At 49.6% G+C, this 22,275-nt stretch carries 20 protein-coding genes; 5 read left to right on the top strand and 15 right to left on the bottom strand.

Annotation, left to right across the window (positions count from 1 at the left end):
• Positions 1 to 162: 162 nt before the first annotated feature.
• The 4 genes from pheA to ACFPVS_RS12380 all read right to left on the bottom strand — a co-directional run bounded on the left by pheA (position 163) and on the right by ACFPVS_RS12380 (position 3,701).
• Positions 163 to 1,245 (bottom strand): prephenate dehydratase, encoded by a 1,083-nt coding sequence (gene pheA / locus ACFPVS_RS12395; RefSeq protein WP_096295703.1) that lies wholly within the window; start codon positions 1,243 to 1,245, stop codon positions 163 to 165.
• A 160-nt stretch (positions 1,246 to 1,405) separates the two neighbouring features.
• The gene (locus tag ACFPVS_RS12390; protein WP_096295704.1) at positions 1,406 to 2,641 is read right to left on the bottom strand and encodes a multidrug effflux MFS transporter; all 1,236 of its coding nucleotides are present in this window, start codon (positions 2,639 to 2,641) and stop codon (positions 1,406 to 1,408) included.
• Positions 2,642 to 3,082: 441 nt separating this feature from the next.
• Positions 3,083 to 3,367, bottom strand: coding sequence for a hypothetical protein (locus ACFPVS_RS12385; protein WP_123804874.1), 285 nt, complete (start codon positions 3,365 to 3,367; stop codon positions 3,083 to 3,085).
• A gap of 79 nt (positions 3,368 to 3,446) precedes the next feature.
• Positions 3,447 to 3,701, bottom strand: coding sequence for a bacteriocin (locus ACFPVS_RS12380; protein WP_096295705.1), 255 nt, complete (start codon positions 3,699 to 3,701; stop codon positions 3,447 to 3,449).
• Positions 3,702 to 4,059: 358 nt separating this feature from the next.
• Between ACFPVS_RS12380 and ACFPVS_RS12375 the strand changes: the two genes are divergently transcribed.
• A complete protein-coding gene (locus tag ACFPVS_RS12375) occupies positions 4,060 to 5,589 on the top strand; it encodes a helicase HerA-like domain-containing protein (protein ID WP_096295706.1) in 1,530 nt (509 codons plus the stop codon).
• A 63-nt stretch (positions 5,590 to 5,652) separates the two neighbouring features.
• On the opposite strand, the gene ACFPVS_RS12370 is transcribed toward ACFPVS_RS12375, so the two are convergent.
• Both ACFPVS_RS12370 and ACFPVS_RS12365 read right to left on the bottom strand, forming a co-directional pair.
• Entirely contained in the window at positions 5,653 to 6,141 is a 489-nt protein-coding gene (locus ACFPVS_RS12370; protein WP_198345279.1) for a cysteine hydrolase family protein, read from the bottom strand.
• A gap of 398 nt (positions 6,142 to 6,539) precedes the next feature.
• Positions 6,540 to 8,519, bottom strand: coding sequence for a DNA topoisomerase IV subunit B (locus tag ACFPVS_RS12365; protein ID WP_096295707.1), 1,980 nt, complete (start codon positions 8,517 to 8,519; stop codon positions 6,540 to 6,542).
• Positions 8,520 to 8,754: 235 nt separating this feature from the next.
• Here ACFPVS_RS12365 and ACFPVS_RS12360 point away from each other — a divergent pair, with 235 nt between their 5' ends.
• Positions 8,755 to 8,943: a hypothetical protein gene (locus ACFPVS_RS12360; protein ID WP_096295708.1), complete on the top strand. Its 189-nt coding sequence runs from the start codon at positions 8,755 to 8,757 to the stop codon at positions 8,941 to 8,943.
• Between the two features lie 155 nt (positions 8,944 to 9,098).
• Here the strand turns inward: ACFPVS_RS12360 and ACFPVS_RS12355 are convergent, their stop codons facing one another.
• Entirely contained in the window at positions 9,099 to 9,623 is a 525-nt protein-coding gene (locus tag ACFPVS_RS12355; protein WP_096296171.1) for an RNA pyrophosphohydrolase, read from the bottom strand.
• Between the two features lie 336 nt (positions 9,624 to 9,959).
• Between ACFPVS_RS12355 and ACFPVS_RS12350 the strand changes: the two genes are divergently transcribed.
• On the top strand, positions 9,960 to 11,108 hold the full coding sequence (locus tag ACFPVS_RS12350; RefSeq protein ID WP_096295709.1) for a polyamine ABC transporter substrate-binding protein: 1,149 nt from the start codon (positions 9,960 to 9,962) through the stop codon (positions 11,106 to 11,108).
• A 250-nt stretch (positions 11,109 to 11,358) separates the two neighbouring features.
• Here ACFPVS_RS12350 and ACFPVS_RS12345 read toward each other — a convergent pair whose 3' ends face one another.
• From ACFPVS_RS12345 to ACFPVS_RS12330, 4 genes are all read right to left on the bottom strand, one after another.
• On the bottom strand, positions 11,359 to 13,020 hold the full coding sequence (locus tag ACFPVS_RS12345; RefSeq protein ID WP_096295710.1) for an electron transfer flavoprotein-ubiquinone oxidoreductase: 1,662 nt from the start codon (positions 13,018 to 13,020) through the stop codon (positions 11,359 to 11,361).
• Positions 13,021 to 13,158: 138 nt separating this feature from the next.
• A complete protein-coding gene (locus ACFPVS_RS12340) occupies positions 13,159 to 14,064 on the bottom strand; it encodes a metal ABC transporter solute-binding protein, Zn/Mn family (RefSeq protein ID WP_096295711.1) in 906 nt (301 codons plus the stop codon).
• 82 nt (positions 14,065 to 14,146) lie between these two features.
• Entirely contained in the window at positions 14,147 to 15,022 is an 876-nt protein-coding gene (locus tag ACFPVS_RS12335) for a metal ABC transporter permease (protein WP_096295712.1), read from the bottom strand.
• 213 nt (positions 15,023 to 15,235) lie between these two features.
• The gene (locus tag ACFPVS_RS12330; RefSeq protein WP_096295713.1) at positions 15,236 to 15,961 is read right to left on the bottom strand and encodes a metal ABC transporter ATP-binding protein; all 726 of its coding nucleotides are present in this window, start codon (positions 15,959 to 15,961) and stop codon (positions 15,236 to 15,238) included.
• Between the two features lie 268 nt (positions 15,962 to 16,229).
• On the opposite strand from ACFPVS_RS12330, the gene ACFPVS_RS12325 reads away from it, so the two are divergent.
• Together ACFPVS_RS12325 and cytX are read left to right on the top strand one after the other, a co-directional pair.
• Complete coding sequence (locus tag ACFPVS_RS12325) at positions 16,230 to 16,532, top strand: DUF2288 domain-containing protein (protein WP_096295714.1); 303 nt, start codon at positions 16,230 to 16,232, stop codon at positions 16,530 to 16,532.
• Between the two features lie 198 nt (positions 16,533 to 16,730).
• Positions 16,731 to 17,918, top strand: a complete 1,188-nt coding sequence (gene cytX / locus ACFPVS_RS12320; RefSeq protein ID WP_096295715.1) for a putative hydroxymethylpyrimidine transporter CytX — start codon at positions 16,731 to 16,733, stop codon at positions 17,916 to 17,918.
• Between the two features lie 313 nt (positions 17,919 to 18,231).
• Here cytX and ACFPVS_RS12315 read toward each other — a convergent pair whose 3' ends face one another.
• The 4 genes from ACFPVS_RS12315 to thiL all read right to left on the bottom strand — a co-directional run bounded on the left by ACFPVS_RS12315 (position 18,232) and on the right by thiL (position 21,806).
• Complete coding sequence (locus ACFPVS_RS12315) at positions 18,232 to 19,614, bottom strand: alanine/glycine:cation symporter family protein (RefSeq protein WP_096295716.1); 1,383 nt, start codon at positions 19,612 to 19,614, stop codon at positions 18,232 to 18,234.
• A 268-nt stretch (positions 19,615 to 19,882) separates the two neighbouring features.
• On the bottom strand, positions 19,883 to 20,251 hold the full coding sequence (apaG, locus tag ACFPVS_RS12310) for a Co2+/Mg2+ efflux protein ApaG (protein ID WP_096295717.1): 369 nt from the start codon (positions 20,249 to 20,251) through the stop codon (positions 19,883 to 19,885).
• A gap of 108 nt (positions 20,252 to 20,359) precedes the next feature.
• Positions 20,360 to 20,848: a phosphatidylglycerophosphatase A family protein gene (locus ACFPVS_RS12305; RefSeq protein WP_096296172.1), complete on the bottom strand. Its 489-nt coding sequence runs from the start codon at positions 20,846 to 20,848 to the stop codon at positions 20,360 to 20,362.
• Positions 20,841 to 21,806, bottom strand: a complete 966-nt coding sequence (thiL, locus tag ACFPVS_RS12300; RefSeq protein WP_096295718.1) for a thiamine-phosphate kinase — start codon at positions 21,804 to 21,806, stop codon at positions 20,841 to 20,843. Before thiL ends, ACFPVS_RS12305 begins: the two co-directional genes overlap by 8 nt.
• Positions 21,807 to 22,275: the final 469 nt, after the last annotated feature.

Here is a 22,275-nt window from a genome sequence, read left to right as displayed (position 1 = left end):
GTGGAAGAAGCTGCTCATAAAAAAACGCCTCTGAATTCTTTAGGGGGAATTTAGGGGGAATTTAGGGGAGTTTTGGGGTTTTTGCAAAGGTCTCAGGCCGTCTGAAAACCCTTCTTCACATTATGCAATCAGGTTTCAGACGGCCTTGGTCTGCTTAAATCTTTACAACACCACAGTCGGATAAGAACCAATCACTTTCACAAACGACGCGCGTTCACTCAATAATTGCAAGGCTTTTTGCACGCGCTCATCGTCTTTATGGCCTTCAATATCAATAAAGAACAAATATTCCCACAAGGCCGATTTGCTCGGGCGGCTTTCAAATTTGGTCATGGAAATGCCCAAATCAGTAAACGGCTGCAGCAAACCCATCACCGCACCGGCGCGGTTTGGCGTAGAAATCACCAACGATGTTTTGTCACTTCCCGTGCTGTTGGTGTCTTGATGACCCAGCACCAAAAAGCGCGTGGTATTGTTCGGCTCATCTTCGATGCACTCACCGGCAATGTTTAATTGATAGATTTCCGCAGCGGTAATGCCGGCAATCGCAGCCAGGGTACCATCGTCAGACTCGGCTACAATACGCGCGGCTTCAGCATTACTGGATACTGGGATACGCTCGGCATTGGGCAGGTTGCGTCCCAACCAGTCGTTACATTGCGCCAAAGCTTGCGCGTGGGCAAAGACTTTGGTTACACCATTGATTTCGTAGCTGTTTTTACGCAGCAAATTATGATGAATCCGCACCACCACTTCACCACAGGCTTTGAGTGCCGATACAGCCAGCAAATCCAGCGTACGGCCAATGGAGCCTTCGGTCGAATTTTCCACCGGCGCCACCAAATAATCGGCTTGGCGTGTTTCCACCATTTTGAAACAATCATCGACCGTAGTACAGGCTTGCGTATAAGCCGCGTGGCCGAAATGCTTAATGGCTGCCTGCTGGGTAAACGTGCCTTGCGGACCTAAATAAGCAATGGTCAGCGGGCGCTCTACCGCCAGACATTCGCTCATGATTTCGCGGAACAGGCGCGCCACCGACTCATTCGGCAGCGGTCCTTGGTTCAATTCTTGAATACGGCGCAGTACGGCGGCTTCGCGCTCGGGGCGATATACCGTACCGGTTCCTTTGAGCTCACCAATGGCGTGTGCGTGTCCGGCGCGTTCGTTTAACAGACGCAATACGGTAGCGTCTATTTCGTCAATCGCATCGCGGTGGGGTTTTAACTGCTCATCAATCGACATGATGTTTCTCTTGCATGAATTCGTGAATGTAGCGATTTTAGCATTAAACAGGCCGTCTGAAAGGCTTTCAGACGGCCTGATGCCGGAAATGAAAGCATTAAAGCCCAATGATTGCGTTTAAACGGTATTTCATTGCGCTCTTAACGCAAAATCAATATTTTTATTTAAACTCGCCCTGGTTTTTGTCATTTTCAATCCACGCCTCATGCGAACACACCCACAGCAACACAATGCCACACACCGTCGCCATGAGCATCATCACCGGCATAATCAAAGCCGTACCGTTGTGCAACCATGTGGCCAACATGCCCACCACCGCACCAATCACCGACTGGCACACACCCAACACCGCATTGGCGCTGCCGCTTTCTTTCTTGAAATAACTCATAAAACACGCCTGCGTATTGGCGCTGACCAAACCTTGTGTGCCGACAGAAACCATTACGCAGCCCACCAATGCCCACATCGGCGGCAAACCGTTCACCCACACCAGCAGCACCATCAGAAAATTGGCAGCAAACTGAATGATAATGCCCCAGCGCAAAATATTCTGCGGATGAATGCCCGTTTTCAAGCGCCACGCCGTCACACGGTTGAACAAAGCCATGGTGATGATGTTCAAGCCGAAAATCCACGCATAGCCGTGTGACGAAACTTCATATAAGTGCATATACACAAACGAAGATTCGGTCAAAAACGCAAACATCGAGGCAAAACTGAACGCTTGGAAAAACAGGTAGCCCATCGCGCCTTTGTTGCCCAATACATGTTTGAACCTAGCGCCGGCCACGGCAAAAATTTCGCGGCTGATTCTATCGGTACGCGTTGGTTTCGGCAGAAAAAATGTCACCAACACCAGCAATAATACGGCATAAGCGGTTAAAAACCAGAAAATCGCCCGCCAGCCGCCCAAGCTCTGCAACAGCGCGCCGACCATCGGCGCCATAAGCGGCACAATCATCAAAATAATACCGATGAGCGCAAACATCTGTGCCGCTTTTCGTCCGTCGTAATGGTCGCGAACCAAAGCACCGACCACCACCACCGTCATACCGGCACCAAACGCCTGCAGCGCACGCAAGGTAAGTAATTGCTCGACGTTGCTGATCATCGTCAGCCCCAACACGCTGATAAAATACAGTGCCAGCCCGACCAGTGCCACCGGCTTGCGCCCTTTGATGTCCGACACCGAGCCGCCGACCAATTGTCCAAACGCTGTGCCGAACAAAAACATACTCAAGCTTTGCTCGATTCGGTGAATATTCGAGCCCAAATTTTCCGCCATTTCAGGAATCGCCGGCAGATAGGCATCGATGGAAAACGGCATCAGCGCAATCAACATCGCCATCAACACCGCCATCTGCTTTTCGCCCAAAGGCTTTTTCGCAACAGTCATAATATCTTCACAAACCGTTTCCGGCAATTGAAAAGTTTGAAATTATAAAAGATTTCAATTTATTCTGAAAGCACAGGCCGTCTGAACATTTACCGCGTGAAGCAGACACGGCTACCGTTTCAGACGGCCTCTTACTCCCAATAGCGGCATAACCGCCAAACCGTCTAACCATACGGCAACGCTTAGACACAGCTGAATATCACGGATTAAAATAGAAACGCCCAAAAAGCGCAGAGAGGACATTTGCCCACTGTTTCGGATATTCGGGAAAATCAAAACAGCATAGGCTGCAAGTGCCCACCCTATGTACAGCTTTTGAGATGCTTACGGCAACACCGGTATTCCCGTGTGCGTGACCATTTCGGGAAGAAGCACGCTGCTTACGGTGCGTTCGATGAGTCTGAACGACTTTGACAAACAGATTTGGGCAAGTCTGCTGATCTAATCTGAAAGCGGGTTTTTCTTTCTATGCTTATATTTTATGTATTCCCAAAACATAAAATGCATTAGCATAACCACAAGGATGGCTTTGATACCGTCAGAAAAAAAACGGTCGTCTCCCAGAAAATATTTCGCATCGATAATATAGAAGCTCAGAACGAAGTTTATGACGGTAACGATAAAACTGGAGGCGAAACATATAATGGCAAATATCTTCCAGTATCGCCTGCTGAGCCTCATCAGCAAGCGTAAATTCTTCTTATAATTTTCCCAAAATTTTTTCATATCGGCATCCTTTCCGATAATTTGTAAAAATTCCGTATCCTGCACAATATTTTTCAGGATACGGAATAACAATGGTCATTTAATAGCCAAACGATTTTTCACTTACAAATGAACCTAATTTGCCGCCTAAATATCCACCTACGGCACCACCGATATAACCACCCGCAGCCATACCGGCCGGACTGCCAATCGCACCTAATGCCATTCCGGTAAAGGTACCGGCTAATGCGCCCGCTCCCCCTCCGACAAATCCGCCTGTATCCGAAGCAACCGTTTTACCTAAGTCAAAACCGCCGGAAACCTGCTGTAAATCATTCATGCTCAATGTTTGCATATTAAATACTCCTAAATAGTTGAAAAAATAACAGCAAACGTTTTTATCTGTCTGCTGTTATATTGACACTGATAATCCGTATCAGTTTATTTTTTTGAAACTATTTTATAAGTTTTATTAATAAATGAAAACACCACCCAAATACAATAAAAAAACCGCCTAACAAAATTTTCAGGTTGATTTTTTTCGAGAACATAGGTGCCGTCGGACGGATTCCCGTATCCGATATACTCAGAGTCGGAGCAATCTTCAAAACCGTCCCGTACTTTCCAGACGGCCTTGTTCCTATCTGTTGCCCTATGTGCGGAAACATAAGAAAATAACTTATTTTTCAAACCATCCAAGCAAAGGAACCTTCATGACCACCTTCCCTATCGCCCGCGTCGGCGACGTTTCTCTTGAAATCCAAGGCAAAATGGCCAACCGCCACGGTCTGATTGCCGGCGCAACCGGTACCGGTAAAACCGTAACCCTGCGCCGTATGGCCGAAGCCTTCAGCAGCCAAGGCGTGCCGGTGTTTTTGGTCGACGTAAAAGGCGATTTGTCAGGCATTTCGCAAGTCGGTGCCGCCAGCGGTAAGGTGGGAGAGCGCATTGCCGAATTTGGGCTGGGCGAAAGCTGGCTGCAAAATTTCCCGGTGCGCTTTTGGGACGTATTCGGCGAAACCGGCATTCCCGTGCGCGTGACCGTATCCGAAATGGGGCCGATGCTGCTGGCGCGTTTGATGAATTTGAACGACACCCAAGAAGGCTTGCTGAATTTGGTTTTCAAAGTGGCTGACGACCGGGGCTGGCATATTTGGGATTTGAAAGACCTGCGCAGCATGTTGAAACACGTTTCCGACAACGCCGCCGAATACCGCACCCAATACGGCAACGTTTCCGCCGCCAGTATCGGCGCAATTCAACGCCAATTGCTGACTTTAGAAAACGAAGGTGCCAACGGTTTCTTCGGCGAACCGGCATTGAATTTGGCAGACTGGATGCAGTCTGAAAACGGCAAAGGCGTAATCAATATCCTGAATTCAGAAAGGCTGATGCGCTCACCGCGTATGTACAGCGCGTTCTTATTGTGGATGCTGGCCGAATTGTTTGAAATGCTGCCCGAAGTCGGCGATCCGGAAAAACCGAAATTCGTGATGTTCTTCGACGAAGCGCATTTGATGTTCGACAACGCTGCTGCGGCATTGGTAGAACAAGTCGAGCAAGTGGTGCGCCTGATTCGTTCCAAAGGCGTGGGCGTGTATTTCGTGACACAGAATCCGCTTGATTTGCCGGATACCATTCTCGGCCAATTGGGTAACCGTGTGCAACACGCGCTGCGCGCCTTTACCCCGCGCGACCAAAAAGCCGTGCGTGCTGCTGCCGAAACCTTCCGCAGCAACCCGAATATCAAAGTCGCTGAAGCCATCGCCGAACTGGGCGTGGGTGAAGCCCTGGTGTCTTTCTTAGACGAAAAAGGCATGCCCGCACCGGTGGAACGCGCGTATGTATTGCCGCCGCAATCCGCATTGGCCCCATTGTCCAAAGAAGAACGAGATGCTTTGTATCAGCACGATGATCTGTATCAGACCTACAAAGACATGATCGACAACTATTCGGCTTTTGAAGCTTTAGCCGAACTGGACAGCGAGCAAGCCGCAGCCAAGCAAGCGGAAGAAGCCGCCAAAGCGCAGGTGCAAGCTGAAAAAGAAGCGGCCAAAGCCCAAGCCAATCAAGATCCGGGTTTGCTCGGCGGCTTTATCGGCGGCCTGACGGGCGGCCGTAAAAAATCCGGCCAAGGCGTAGGCTACAATGTGGCCGATGCCGTCGGCAGCCAAATCAACCGCCAAGTGACCAACGCCATCTCCCGCAGCGTGATGGGTATTATTAAAAATCTGTTGAAGTAATGCATACAACAAAGGCCGTCTGAACATTTCAGGCGGCCTTTGTTCTTGATTTTGAAAAAATTATCAAACCAATTTTGCCAAATTATCCGCAGTATCCACATTGGCATAAGCAAACGCCAATGCCGACATATAAGCGACGTGCACATCAGCCGCAGCCACGGTTTTGCCGCCGAATTCCAAATCACGCGTCGCGCACGCATCGCGGGCAACATGGCATTGATAGCCCAAATCCGCTGCCGCGCGGGTGGCCGCATCGATACACATATGACTCATCGCGCCGATAATCAGCAAGCGCTCAATACCTTGCTGCTGCAATTGCGCACGTAAATCGGTGGTACCGCGGAAGCTGTTGATTTCATGCTTGGTAATCACCGCTTCGCCTTCTTTTGGTTCAAATAGCAGATGGAACCGCACACCTTCGCTGTTTTCTGCAAAAAACGGCGCACACTCACCGGCGAACACATGACGCACATGAAACACGGGCAAGTTTTTGTCGCGGAATACCTTCAACAATTTCGCGCCCTGCTCCGCTGCTGCTTCGGTGCCGGCCAAAGGAAATTGGCGCCTTCAAAGCTTGGGAAATAATCGTTTTGGAAATCGACAATCAACAATGCGGTTTTCATATTACGTCTCCTTGCGGTGTAAAAGATGGGAATCAAAACCGCAGTCTAGCCGTAATTGGATTGCGTTAATAGTGCATTTCGAATCAAAAAACAAAAGAATCGGGTCAAAAATAACCCGATTCTTTTGTTTAGGCCGTCTGAAAAAGATAGTTTGAAACCTTTGCAAAACTCGTAATTTTCAGAAATCTTTAAGCCGTCATTAGCTGCGCGGGGTGAAGCGTAGCGGACTTGCGCAGCTAATCACGTCAGTTTTTGGTGTCCTAGCTCTTAAAAAGTTTTACAAAGGCCTCAGCGTGACTTCAGACGGCCTCCATTACAATTCACTCATCAAATATCCACTTCCGCCGTATCGCCTTCTGCTTCCATCCACGCGCGGCGGCTGGCGGCTTCGCCTTTGCCCATCAGCTTCACGAAAATATCGTAGGTCTCCTCGCTGCTGCCTTCGGGAATCTGCACTTGCAACAGGCGGCGGGTATCGGGGTGCATGGTGGTGTCTTTGAGCTGGTCGGGATTCATCTCGCCCAAGCCTTTGAAGCGGCTGATGGAATAAGCCGTTTCTTTGACGCCTTCTTTTTGCAGGCGTTCTAAAATGCCGTCAAGTTCGGCTTGGTCGAGCGCGTAGAATTTGCGGGCGGGTTTGGATTTGCCTTGCGCGTTCACATCCACGCGGAACAACGGCGGTTGGGCAACATAAATATGGCCGTCTGAAACCAGTTTCGGGAAATGGCGGTAAAACAGGGTCAGCAGCAACACTTGAATATGCGAGCCGTCCACATCGGCATCAGACAAAATGGCAATTTTGCCGTAGCGCAGGCCGCTTAAGTCGGGGTTGTCGTTCACACCGTGCGGATCGACACCGATGGCTACGGAAATATCGTGGATTTCCGCATTGCCGAAAAGTTGGTCGGGATGCACTTCAAAACTGTTCAACACTTTACCGCGCAAAGGCAGAATGGCTTGGGTGGCCTTGTCGCGCGCCAACTTGGCCGAACCGCCGGCCGAATCGCCCTCGACTAAAAACAACTCGTTTTCGCGCACGTCTTCGCTTTCGCAGTCGGTGAGTTTGCCCGGCAACACAGCCACGCCGCTGCCTTTTTTCTTCTCGATTTTTTTCACCGAACGCATACGCGCCTGCGCCTGTTTGATCGCCAATTCGGCAATTTTTTTACCGGCTTCGACGTTTTGGTTTAACCACAATTCCAAGGGATCACCCGATACGGCAGCGACCAGCTTCAACGCATCACGGTTGGTGAGCTTGTCTTTGGTTTGACCTTGAAATTGCGGGTCAAGCACGCGCGCGCTCAGTACGAAGGCAACTTTGTTGAACACGTCATCGCTTTGCACTTTCACGCCGCGCGGCAATAAATTATGCAGCGTGATGAAGTTGTTGACGGCATTGAACACAGCCTGTTTCAAACCGGCTTCGTGCGTACCGCCCAACGGCGTCGGAATCAGGTTGACATAGCTCTCATTGGCGCAAGTGCCTTCTTCCAGCCAAGTCAGCGCAAAGGCTGCTCCCTCGCCCACGGCAAAATCGCTGTCGTGGCCGCCTGAAATGTAGTTTTCGCTGGCAAACAGCGGCACCGCTTCCTGCGCTTCGCTGATTAAATCCATCAGGTAACTTTTCAGGCCGTTGGGGTAATGCCATGTTTGGGTTTCCGGCTCGGCTTCTCCTTTTACCGGACGCGCCAGCGACACGGTTACGCCCGGCAGCAACACGGCTTTGGCGCGCAACAGGCGTTCTAATTCGGGAATGCTGTATTGCGGCGATTCGAAATATTTGCCGTCCGGCCACACGCGCACTTCGGTGCCCGAATCTTTGACTGCACATTTGCCGATTTCGCTTAAAGGCTCAATCACGTCGCCGCCGGCAAACACGATGCGGTGGATTTTGCCTTCGCGTTTGACGGTCACTTCCAAGCGTTTCGACAACGCGTTGGTCACCGACACGCCGACACCGTGCAGGCCGCCTGAAAAGGCATAGGCACCGCCGTCTTTTTTATTAAACTTGCCGCCGGCATGCAATTGGGTAAACACCAGCTCCACTACCGGCAACCCTTCCGCCGGATGCATACCGGTCGGAATACCGCGGCCGTTGTCGCGCACGGATAAAGAACCGTCGTCGTGTATCGTCACACCGATTTCGCTGGCGAAACCGCCCAAGGCTTCGTCGGCGGCATTGTCGATGACTTCTTGGCAGATGTGGGTCGGGCTGTCGGTGCGGGTATACATGCCCGGACGCTCTTTCACCGGCTCCAAGCCTTTTAAGACGGTAATACTGGATTCGGAATAGTGTTTTTGAGTCATGATGTTTTTTCTAAGGTAATGCATTCAGACAGGCCGTCTGAAAATGTGTTCGGTAAAGAATCGAGAATGCGCCAACAGCAAAAAGTGGGATTTTAACATGTTTCGCTCCTTTCAGACGGCCATAACGGCGATTATGCCCTCCGCCTGAACAAAGATTAACCCGCAGCCATATTTACCCGCAAGCGGATTGATTATAGACTCAACCTACTCGCAGACTTCCAAAAGGTTATTGAAGATGAAAGAATCATTGTTGGCCTTGGCCTTATCCGCTTTGATGCTGGCCGCGTGCGGCGGCGATAACGACCGTGGCCGCGACAACGACCGCAACGGCACACGATTCGAGCAATCCGACCGTGACGATGATGGTAATCACGACCGTAATGACTATCAGGATGATGACCGTGATGATGATGACCGCCGTTAAAGTGCTTCAAACAGTTTTGCTTCAGCCCGATAAACAGAGCAGATGCCGTCTGAAAACAGCTTCAGACGGCATCTGCTCTTTGGTTATGGGACATTATGGGACAACTTTGCTACAAACCGGCAAGTGCTCATTCAGACGGTCTGAAAGCATTTGCCCTACTTCTCTTTTTGCTGCTGAATACGTTGAGCAAATTCGCCATAAGTTTCCACACTGCGTATAAAGCGCGATAACTCGGTAAGCGCGCCCAAATACACATCGCGTTTGAAATCAATCACTTCATCCACCGGCGCCCAATAATCGTGCCAACGCCAGCCGTCAAACTCAGGATGGTGCGTGGCGCGCAGATTGACGTCGCTCTCGCGGCCGACCAAACGCAGCAAATACCAAATCTGCTTCTGGCCGCGGTATGAACCGCGCCATTCTCGGCGCACCCAGTGCGTCGGTACATCGTAGCGCAGCCAGTCGCGCGTGCGGCCTAAAATTTTCACGTGTTGCGGCAACAGGCCCACTTCTTCCAACAATTCGCGGTACATTGCCGTTTCCGGACTTTCGCCCGGTTTGATGCCGCCTTGCGGAAACTGCCACGAATGCTCGCGCACACGCTTGCCCCAAAATACTTGATTCTTATCGTTCGTAAGGATAATACCGACATTGGGGCGATAGCCTTCTCTGTCTAACACGGTCTCGCCCTTTAAAAATTTAATGTGCTGATTTTCCCACAAATCATACGGTTTTGACAAATCAACACAACATTTCCGAGGCCGTCTGAAAAAATTTTATCGTTTGCGAATAAACCCATAGCGGAAGGCACCGTTAAAAGTGTCATTTTACCGCTTTTAAACTATTGCATTTGCAAGGTTTTTAACGTTTAATGCAAGCTTGCTGAATCAAGGACGGCACGAGGTATCTAGCGCCTGCCGCCCCACCACAGTTTCCCTTTTGTATGTGGTTTAAAGGTTAAATCCTTTGCCCACCGCTGCAATTTATTCCATTTCCCGACAAAAGGACTGTACACCATGAAAAAAACTTTTCTCACCGCCTGTATCACCCTAGCACTGGCGGCCTGCGGCGGCTCTGACAAACCGGCCGAAACAACCGCGCCACAAGCCAGCGAACCACAACAAGCCGCGCCGCAATCCAGCAATCTGAATATCTACAACTGGTCTGATTATGTCGATCCGCAAACCTTGGCTGATTTTGAGAAAAACAACAACATCAAAGTCCGCTACGACTATTACGACAGCAATGAAGCCTTGGAGGCCAAAGTACTGACCGGCAAATCTGGTTACGACTTGGTTGCCCCATCGATTGCCAACGTCGGCCGGCAAATCAAAGCCGGCGCGTATCAAGAAATCGATAAGAGCCAGATTTCCAACTACAACAACATTGACCCCGACCTGCTCTCTCTGATGGCCAGCGTCGACCCGGGTAACAAATATGCCGTGCCTTATTTCTGGGGCATCAACACCTTGGCGATTAATAAAGACTTGGTTGCCAAAGCTTTAGGCAGCGATGCTTTGCCTGAAAACGAATGGGATTTGGTATTCAACCCTGAATACACCGCCAAGCTGAAATCTTGCGGCATCAGCTATTTAGACAGCGCCATCGAACAAATGCCGCTGGCCTTGAACTACATCGGCAAAGACCCGAACAGCGAAAACGCTGATGATCTCAAAGCTGCGGTAGAGATGATGAAAAAAGTGCGCGGTGACGTGAAACGATTCAGCTCTTCAGGCTACATCGATGACATGGCCAACGGCAACTTGTGTGTGGCCGTGGGTTACGGCGGCGACTTAAACATCGCCAAAAACCGCGCCAACGAAGCCCAAAACGGTGTAAACCTGCAAGTTTTGACCCCGAAAACCGGCGTGGGCATTTGGATCGATTCCTTCATGATTCCGCGTGATGCCCAAAACGTCGCCAATGCGCACAAATACATCAACTACACGCTCGACCCGAAAGTGGCGGCGAAAAACGGTACATTCGTTACCTACGCTCCTGCCAGCCAACCGGCGCGCAAATTGATGGATGCCAAGCTTTCGGAAGATCCGTCTATTTTCCCGAGCAAAGAAGTGATGGACAAGAGCTTCGTGATTTCACCGAAACCGCCTGAAACCAGCAAATTAAGCGTGCGTTTGTGGCAAGGTTTGAAAGCCGGCCAATAAATTGAGATTTTAATAAAAAGGCCGCCTGAAACATTGTGTTTCAGACGGCCTTTTCGTTTAACAATCAAAAATCAAAACCAATAGCTGAGGCCTTTGTCAAACTTCAGAGTTGAGCACAGTTCAAAGTTAGAGCAGCACAGAAAGCGCAGACATATCATCTAGATAGGCAAGCCTTCGGCAGGGTATAACGAAGAAATGTGTCAAAGATGGGGGTTTTGCAAAGGTCTCGGACTAGCTTTTTCAGACACCCTTACATTGCGCCGTAATTCGGCCCGCTTGCCCCTTCCGGACAATTCCATACGATATTTTGCGTCGGGTCTTTAATATCACAGGTTTTGCAATGTACACAGTTGGATGCGTTGATTTGCAATTGCGGTGCGCCGTTTTCTTCCACGATTTCATACACCGCCGCCGGACAATAACGCGTTTCCGGTGAAGCATATTCTTTGTGATTGATGTCGATCATCACTTGCGGATTTTTCAAGGTCAGATGGCTCGGCTGGTTTTCTTCGTGCGCGATGTTGGCCAGAAACACGCTGCTCAAGCGGTCGAAGGTCAACACGCCGTCGGGTTTCGGATAAACAATCGGTTTGCACGCAGCGGCTTTTTTCAGTTGGTCGTGGTCTTTGCCGTGGTGTTTAAAGGTAAACGGCAGACGGCCTTTGAAAAACAATTGCTCCATCCCGGTGTACATCACGCCGAACAGTAAGCCCCATTGGAATGAGGGGCGCACATTACGCGCGGCATAAAGCTCAGTATGCGCCCAGCTTTGATCGAACAAGGCACGGTATTGCACTGCCTCTTTACCCTGTTCTACGTTTTCTACCTCTTCCAGATTATCCAAAATCGGGAACACGGCTTCAGCAGCCAGCAAGCCTGATTTCATGGCGGTATGAATGCCTTTAATGCGCGGCATGTTTAAGAAACCGGCTGCATCGCCAACCAATGCGCCACCGTTAAACGAGAGCTTCGGAATGCTTTGATAACCGCCCTCAACCAAGGCGCGCGCGCCGTATTCGATGCGGCGGCCGCCGGCAAAGGTGTCGCGAATCGCCGGGTGTGTTTTGAAACGTTGGAATTCTTCAAACGGCGACAGATAGGGATTTTGGTAATCCAAGCCGACCACGAAACCGACGGCAACTTTATTGTCGTCTAAATGATAAAGGAACGACCCACCGTAAGTTTGGGTGTCGAGTGGCCAACCGCTGCTGTGCAACACCAAGCCTTGTTGGTGTTTTTCAGGTGCGACTTCCCAAATTTCTTTAATGCCGATGCCGTAGGTTTGCGCATCGCAGGCTTTATCGAGACCGAAACGCTTAATGATTTGTTCACTCAATGAGCCACGGCAACCTTCGGCAAACAGCGTTTGCTGTGCCCAAAGTTCCATGCCCGGCTGGAAATTATCGGTCGGCTCACCGTCTTTACCCACGCCCATGTTGCCGGTGGCAATGCCTTTCACCGAACCGTCGGCATGATAGAGAATTTCCGACACGGCAAAGCCCGGGTAGATTTCTACGCCGAGTTCTTCAGCCTGCTCGCCTAACCAGCGCACCAATTCACCCAAGCTGATGATGTAATTGCCGTGATTGTCGAAATTGGGGGTAACCGGCAGCGGAATAGCGTGTTTTTCGGTCAAGAATAACACTTTGTCTCGCGTCACTTCCACCCGCAACGGTGCGCCGCGCTCTTTCCAATCAGGCAGCAATTCTGATAAGGCAATCGGGTCAATCACCGCGCCGGATAAGGTATGCGCACCCAATTCGGACGCTTTTTCCACCACACACACGCTGATTTCGCGCCCGGCGGCTTGGGCAAGCTGCTTGAGTTTGATGGCGGCCGACAATCCTGCCGGACCTGCACCTACAATCACAACATCGTATTGCATACTGTCGCGTTCAATGGTTTCTATCATGGTTGATTCCTGATTTTAGATTGTATATAGATTTTTAATATATTATACAGTCGTATCATATTGTTACCAAACGTTACAAGGCCGTCTGAAAACACGGAACGGTTTTAGACGGCCTTGTCTTATTACGTTATCAAGCCATTATTTTTTCATGGCATCGGTCATGATTTTGACGTTGTAGCGGTACATGCCGACATAAGTGTTGGCAGGCGCGTTGCCCAAGGCATCGGAATACAAGTGACCGCTGGCTTTCACGCCGGTTTCTTTGGCGATGCGGTCAATCATGCGCGTGTCTTTGATGTTTTCGGTGAACACGGCTTTAATGCCTTCTCGTTTGATTTGGCGGATAATCGAAGCCACCGCTTTGGCCGATGGTTCTGCCGCACTGCTCACGCCTTGCGGGGCGATGAAATTGACGTTGTAACGTTTGGCCATATAGGCAAATGCGTTATGACCGGTCAACACTTTGCGTTTACCGGCCGGCACACTGTTAAACGCGGCTTGGGTGTCGCTGTGTAATTTTTTCAGTTGGTTTTGATAAGCAGTTAAACGTTGCTCGTAATAGGCTTTACCGGCCGGATCGGCTTTAACCAGTGCCTCGGAAACGTTTTTCGCGTATGTCACCATCAATACAGGGTCGGTCCAAACATGCGGATCGAATTCGCCGTGGTCATGGTGGTGGCCATCACCCTCACCGTGATGATGATGGCCGCCTTCCTGTGCTTTCAATGGCTGAATGCCTTTGGCCGCTTCGGCAAACGGTACTTTGCTCTGCTGCACGGCGCGATGCACATCAGCACCTTCCAAACCCAAGCCGTTGAGCAATACCAGTTTCGCCGAACGGATTTTTTTTACGTCGCCGCTGGTCATGTGATAAGCATGCGAATCTTGGTTAGGGCCGACCAAATTAGTCACCGCCACACGCTCGCCGCCAACCTGCTTGGCCACATCACCCAAAATGCTGAAGCTGGCCACCACCGGCAAAGGCGCCGCATAAGCCGCACCGGACAACAACGCCGCAAACACACCCAATTTCCATTGTTTCATGTTTTATTCCTTTTGATATAACGTAACATTTCAACCATTTTAAAACAGCCTGCCCGGTTAGACAAGCAGGCCGTCTGAAAATTTAACCGACTTTGTGGCGGCGGCGTTTGAGCCATTTGGTTAGCACACCACCCTCCCAGCCGAACACCACCGAGAACGCATACAACACGCCGCAGCACAAAATAATCGCCGGCCCCGACGGGATTTCGATGTGATAAGAAAACAGCAAACCGGCAAAACCGCACAGCAGCGCAATCAAAGCCGCCATCGAAATCATCATGCCCATGCTTTTCGCCCACAACCGCGAGGTAATCGCCGGCAACATCATCAGGCCGACCGACATCAGCGTGCCGAGCGCTTGGAAACCGGCGACCATGTTCATCACCACCAGCACCAAAAACAGCACATGCCAAAAGCCGCCCTTGCCGTTGACCGCCTTTAAAAACAGCGGGTCAATGCTTTCCAACACCAGAGGCCGGTAAATCACCGCCAACGCCAGCGCGGTAATCGACGCAGCTGCCGCAATCAGCGTCAAAGCAGCCACGTCCACAGCCAACACCGAGCCGAACAGCAAATGCAGCAAATCGACGCTGTCGCCGTTTTTACTCACCAACACTACGCCGATGGCCAAGCTGCTTAAGTAAAAAGCCGCAAAGTTGGCATCTTCTTTCAGTGTGGTAAAGCGGCTTACCAACCCGGCCAGCAAAGCCATCAGCAAACCGGCCACAAAGCCGCCGATGCTCATTGCAGGCAGGCTCAATCCGGCAAACATATAGCCGATCGCCGCACCGGGCAACACGGCATGACCCAAGGCATCGCCGACCAAACTCATGCGGCGCATCACCAAAAACACGCCTACCGGCGCGGCGCTCAAAGCCAAGCAGAAAACCGATGCCAGCGCATAGCGCATGAAATCGAATTCGACAAAAGGCTTGATGAATAATTCTTGAATATTCATGATGGATTTCTATGATAGGCCGTCTGAACATTGATGTTTTCAGACGGCCTGAATATTGAGATAGGGTTTCAAACGTTTGATTTATAGTCGTTTAAAATAGAAATAAAACAAGCTGGCAATGGCTGCCGTATACGTCCGGTACATAAGGGAGCTAGGTAACGCTGTATTATTTTTATTTTAAACGACTATATTTATTTGAGGCCGTCTGAAACATTATGCCTCGCACCAATCGGCCGGTTCTTGCTGCTGCATAGCGGCGTTGGCTTGCAGCAAATATTCATCGGCCAACACGCTTTCCGTGGCACCGGCGGCAATTTTTTCCCGCGCAATCAGCAAGGTTTCAGGAAAATACGCGCGCACTTGTTCATAATCGTGCAACACCGCAATCACCGCTTGGCCGCTTTGCTGACAGCGGCGCAATACGTCCAACAAGGCATAAGTGGTGCGGGCATCGATGTGGTTAAACGGCTCGTCCAGCAGCAAAAATTTGGCATTTTGCGCCAACATGCGGGCAAACAACACGCGCTGGAATTGGCCGTTGGACAAATGCGCGATGCTGCGGCGGGCAAACTCCTGCATTTCCACGCGCTCGAGCGCCTCATACACCCGTTTGCGCTGCGCTGCGTTTACCCGGCCGAAAAATCCGATTTCATACCACAAGCCCATCGCCGCCAATTCAAACACGGTCATCGGCTGCGTGCGGTCAACTTCGGCCTGCTGCGGCAGATAAGCGATGTCTTTGCGCTGTAAACCCGCCCAATATACTGCGCCGGTTTCTGCTTTTTCCAAACCCATTACTGCTTTCAACAGCGTAGATTTGCCTGCACCATTGGGGCCGAAAACCGCCCACATGCCGTTATCGGGAAACTCCATCGACACATGATGCACCGCCGGACGGCGTTGATAGCTGACAGTTAAATTATCGACGACAATACTCATGTACCGACCGCCCAAAAATAAATGCCCCACAGTGCGCCGAGTGCGGCCAGCGCAATCAGCAACCGTTGGAACAATCCGGTTAATAAAATCGAATTCATGGCCAACCCAATGTTTTCAGGCGGCCTCTGACAGGCCGTCTGAAATAAATAGAAAGTTGTTAATGATACTGTATAACAGTATGTTTGTAAATCCGATTGTCCCGCTACAAATCACTACATGATTTGGGTTAAAATACGCCCTTTCACAACCTACACTCAAAAGCGCGCCCATGTCCGCCCCCTTGCTCAATGAAAAATTAAACACCGAAACCGCCCGCATCGCATGGGCGGAATTACAGCCCCATTTCGCCCGCGGTGCTGCGGTTTATGTGGCACCCGATTTGGATTTGATTGAAATCGCGCGCTATGTTGCCGACGATGCCGCCGTCAAATTGCAGCCCTTGATGGCAGACGGCAAATTCGGCGTGGTCAGCGAAGACCAAGCACGCGTGTTTTATGCCGACAATCAGGAAATGTGGGCGGTGGTGGTCGCGCCGTGGGTGTTGGTACAACCCGTGGTTGAGGCCGTCTGAACGTATCATCGTTGCGTTTTTAGTTTTAACTCATTTTCTTTTTGATTGATATTTTCAGACGGCCTGACTATTCTGTTTGGCCGTCTGAAACATTCAAGCTCTCCACCAACCGGTGTTTCGATTCATTTTTCCGCCTGGTCATTCACACATCAAAGCCTTATAATCCGCTTGTTATCAGCCACCCTTGCGGGATTCGTCATGACATCAAACAAACTTTCCACCGCCGCCAGCGGCCTGATTTGGTTCGGCGCGGCGGTTTCCCTGAGTGAAATCCTAACCGGCACATTTCTCGCACCGTTGGGCTGGGAACGCGGTGTGCAGGCGGTGATTCTCAGCCACATTATTGGCTGTTCGTTATTTTTCTGTGCAGCATTAATCGGTGCGCAAACCGGCAAAAGCGCGATGGAAACGGTTCAACGTTCATTCAGCATTCGCGGCTCGGTATTGTTTTCCAGTGCCAACGTGCTGCAACTCATCGGCTGGACGGCAATTATGATTTACACCGGCGCGCAAATTGCGGCGGCATTAAGTGATTCGCTGTGGGGCTTCGGCTCACCGGCGGTTTGGGGAATATTTGTCGGCCTGCTGATTGTCGGTTGGCTGTACCGCGGCGGCAGTGATGTGGGTTTATTGAAAAAAATCTCGCTGGGCTTGATGTTGTTGGTAACGCTATGGCTAAGCACGCGCGTGTTCGGCAACACCGGCGGCATGCAAACGGTTGAGGGGCACATATCATTCGGTTTGGCAGTAGAGCTTTCTGCCGTCATGCCTTTGTCTTGGCTGCCACTGGTGGCCGACTACACCCGCCGCGCCGCCACCCCGAAAGCCGCCACCATTGCGGCGGCTTTGGCGTATTTTGTAACCAGTACATGGATGTATTTATTGGGCTTGGGTGCAGTATTATTTTTGCAGGAATCGGATATTGCCAAGATTTTCTTGATGGCCGGTATCGGCATCGGCGGCGTGTTGGTGGTGATTTTATCGACCGTCACCACCACGTATTTGGATGCCTATTCCGCCGGCGTGAGCAGCAAAACCATTTTCAGCAAAGCCAATGAAATCCACGTCGGCGCGGCAGTGACTGTTATCGGCACCATCTTGGCCATTACCTTACCCGTCACCCGATTTGAAAGCTTTTTACTGATGATTGGCTCGGTATTCGCGCCGATGGTGGCAATTTTGATTGCCGACTATTTTGTGCTGAAACACGACACTTCACAGCATGAATTTGATTTTGTCGGCTTAGGCTTATGGTTGGCCGGTTTTCTGCTGTACCGCAATTTTTTAACCGATGAAACACCGCTGGGCATTACTTTTCCGGTAATGGCGGTGATTTTTGTGGTGACGATTATTGTACGCAAATTGATTATGTGCGCGTGGGCGTGACGGCAAAATAAAACCATTCCAAATACCCCAAAGCCGTCTTCTGAATGATTTGTTTTCAGACGCCCTGAGAGCTTTGCACTATCCCTATTTTTGGCACTTCTTCGTTGCACGCCGCTCGAAAGTTTGCCTATCTTCATGATATGTCTTCGCTTTCTGTACTGCTACAACGTCGAACTGCACTCAAATCCAGGGTTTTGCAAAAGTCTCGGCCTATTTATTTCCTCATCCACTAAACATAAAAAATACAAAAAGGATAACAAAAGGCCGTCTGAAACATTTCCGTTTCAGACGGCCTTTTCATCCATCACATTAATCAGTGTGGCAACTCGCCGTTTTTGACTTTTTGTTTAAAATCAAGGGTTTCGCTGACAATCACTTTAGATAACAGCAACAAAGCAATCAAGTTTGGAATCGCCATCAGGCCGTTGAAGGTGTCGGCGGCCAACCAAACCAAATCCAAGCTCAATACGGTGCCGAGCATCACGGTGGCAACATAGAACACGCGGTAAATATTGGCAAAGCCATCGCCGAATACATAAGTCGCGCATTTTTCACCGTAGTAACACCAGCCCAAAATGGTTGAGTATGCGAAGAAAATCAAACCGATGGTCACAATCCAACCGCCCACACCCGGCAGTAATTGCTGGAAAGTTACGGTAGTCAGGGCAGCACCGCTCAACTCCGGTTTCACAAACTCATCACCTGCACCCATCAATCCCATTACCAACACGATGCCGGTAATCGAACACACCACAATGGTATCCAAGAAGGTTCCGGTCATCGACACCAAAGCTTGGCGCACAGGATGGTCGGTTTTGGCCGCTGCCGCCGCAATCGGCGCCGAGCCCATACCGGCTTCATTCGAGAACACACCACGCGCCACACCGTAACGGATCACCATGCCGAGCGCACCACCGGCCACTGCCTCACCGGTAAAAGCATCACGAAAAATCAAGCCGATTGCAGGCGCAACCATATCCAAGTGCATCAGGATAATCAACAAACCACCCAACACATAAAATACCGCCATCACCGGCACAATCACCGAAGCTGCTTTAGCAATACCGCGGATACCACCCAATACTACAATCACAGTCAGCAAGGTCAGTACTGCACCGGTTAGGCTAGGTGTGATATTAAAACTGGTTTGCACCGCTTGGGCTACTGAGTTTGACTGCACCGAGCTGCCGATACCGAACGATGCGAATGTGCCGAACAGCGCAAAGGCATAGGCCATCCACTTCCATTTGCTGCCTAAGCCTTTTTCGATGTAATACATCGGACCGCCGGACATCTCGCCTTTACTGCTCTGCACACGATATTTTACCGCCAACACACCTTCGCCATATTTGGCGGCCATACCGAAAATTGCGGTAATCCACATCCAAAATACTGCGCCCGGACCACCGACCACCACTGCAGTGGCCACACCGGCGATATTACCGGTACCGATAGTGGCGGATAAAGCCGTCATCAACGCACCGAAGTGGGAAATGTCGCCTTCATGGTCTTGACCGCCTTTTTTAGAATGCGGGCGGAACGCTTGTTTTAATGCGTAGCTCAGCATGCTGAATTGCAAGCCTTTGAGCATAAACGTCAGCACTACGCCGGTGCCGACCAGCAATACCAACATAACCGGCCCCCAGACCCATCCACTGACTACATCGAAGAATGATTTCAATGCCTCCAGCAACATCTCTCCTTTGTCATTTTTGTTAAGGTAGATTTATTTCAGCATAAAACGTTAATTTTTGCAATGTTATGTACGCAACTTATTATCGCCAATCAGGAATGATTTTGGCTTTCAACCAGCTAAATTATTATTTTGAAATAAAAAATAAAATACCAAAATTATGCTAATTTTTGCCAAACTTACTGCATAATTTAAAAATTTATATTGAAATACGCAACAAATTATCAAAAAAATGCCGTCTGATATTATTTCAGACGGCATTTCAATATAATTATTGCAAGGTAAAACCGGCTTTAAAATCCAGTTTCGGCACACCGACAATAAAGCGTTTGCCAATACTGTTTTCAAATTCATACGCGCCTTCAATGCTGCCCCAAGGCGTACTGATTTGCGAACCGCTGTTGTATTCGTATTCTTCACCCGGATATAAAACCGGCTGCTCTTCGACCAAGCCCGGATGACCGACTGACTCGGTTTCGCCATGGCCGTCAGTGATTTCCCAGAAACGCTGACGCAAGGTTACCACCTCGTCGCTACGATTACAGATCGTAATCACATAGTTGAACGCATAACGGTCGCGATAGACATCGCTTTGCCCAGCCACATAGCGTGACTGTACATTGATTTCAATTTGATTCATGTTGTTTACCCCGTATGGTAATATTTTTTTAGTGAGTTTTATAAAAAGCCATCATCTTGATGACGTGCATTTTGCCGAGATATGCTTCCGGTCAAAATGTCGGATTGTTTACACAATCCATGCCGTGATATGCAAAATAATCAAAGTCATGAATGCCGCGATGATATCGTCCAGCATAATGCCCAAACCGCCGTGAACGCGGGCATCAAACCATTTGATCGGCCAAGGTTTAATAGCATCAAACAAACGGAACACGACAAATGCCGCCAACCACCAGTGCCATTTAAACGGCACAAACGCTAAAATCAGCAGCATGGCGACAATTTCGTCCCACACAATACCGCCGTAATCCTGAATACCCAATTCTTTTTCAGTATGATTGCAAATCTGGATACCCCAAACAAACAGACCCAAGCAAATCAAGGCCAGCCACCAGCCGGTAATGCCCGACAAAGATAGTATAAACGCAATGGGCAAGGCCGAAAGCGTGCCGAATGTGCCCGGTGCAGCCGGTGCCAGGCCACTGCCGAAACCGAATGCCAGAAAGCACAACGGTTTTTGTTTCAACCATAAAAACGTTGGTTTAAAATCAGCCAAAATGATCAAATCCTAAAGAAATTAATGCAATTTCCGTGCCGTCTGAAACGGAGTTTACCACTTTCAGACGACCTGTATCCGTAATTTTACCGATGCGTGTAATCGGTGTGTCACTTTTTTGCGCAGCAGCCAATAATGCTTCACGATAATTTTGCGGCGCAGTAAACACCAACTCATAATCATCGCCACCAGCTAAGGTGTATTGCAACCATTGTTCACGAGGCAATACTGCTTTTAATGACGGCAAAGTCGGCACCTCATCTGCCCAAATTTCCGCACCGACATTCGAAGCAGCCAAAATATGGCCGATATCCTGAGCCAGACCGTCTGAAACATCTTGCGCGGCATGCGCCACATTCAATATCGCCTGCCCCAACGCCACACGCGGCATAGGTCTGAGCAATTCTGCTTCACACTGCTGAAAAATTTCAGATGGCAAATCGCATTGTTTCAACACACAATTCAAAGCCGAAGCGGCCAAGCCGATTTTTCCGGAAACCCAAATATCGTCGCCGACTTTTGCTGCATCACGCCGCAAAGCCTGCCCTTGCGGCAACTCACCGATAATTGTGACATTAAAAACCAAATCACCACGGGTAGTATCACCACCGATTAAGGTAACACCAAAGCGTTGCGCCAAATCAAAAAAACTGTTGCAAAAACGACGCAACCAATCTTCATCCAATTCACGCAAGCCGGCGCTTAACAAAGCCCATTTTGGTTTTGCGCCCATCGCCGCCATGTCCGAAATATTGACCGCTAATACCTTCCACGCCAAATTTTCGGGCGTAATACTTTCGAAAAAGTGCTTTTTTTTCAAAAGCATATCCGCACTAAAACATAAATCACACCCGGCCTGAGGACGTACAATCGCCGCATCATCGCCAATACCCAGTACAACTTGATGGTCTTGCTGCTGGTTTTGCAGGTATTTTCGAATAAAATCAAATTCCGTCATTTAGACTTCCCAAAAAAGTAAACCACATTATAAAAATGGAAACAACTCTAACCATGTGTTAAAAAATAATTTTTATACAAATGATTGAATTATTTAATCTATCTTATCATTTTATCGCAAAGTCAATTGCCTGCGTCGCCAGTTAATCAGATCAAACCATGCCGTTTATGATTCAGACTGCCTGAAATCAATATAAACCCAATTTACCATCAGTATCGCCAGCAATAAAAAAATAAAAAAACCCCGCCAACTGAACTGCACCCCAAAAGTTGGACACCATCCCCAACTTATGAGGTGCAGTTTTTTTATGGCAAAGTATTCAAACGGATTCAAGTTGCAAGTAGTAAACTACTATTTAGAGGGACATGGTGAAAAACATACAGCCAAAGTTTTTTGCTTAGGCCATGCTGCCGTACGCAAACGGGCAACCCGTTATGTTCTTCATGGAGGGGACGGCATCAACCGATGG

The organism is Neisseria weixii (assembly GCF_042658245.1).
Lineage (GTDB): Bacteria > Pseudomonadota > Gammaproteobacteria > Burkholderiales > Neisseriaceae > Neisseria > Neisseria weixii.
Note: the sequence above shows the minus strand (reverse complement) of the source record. Positions and strands in the feature narration are given on the sequence as shown.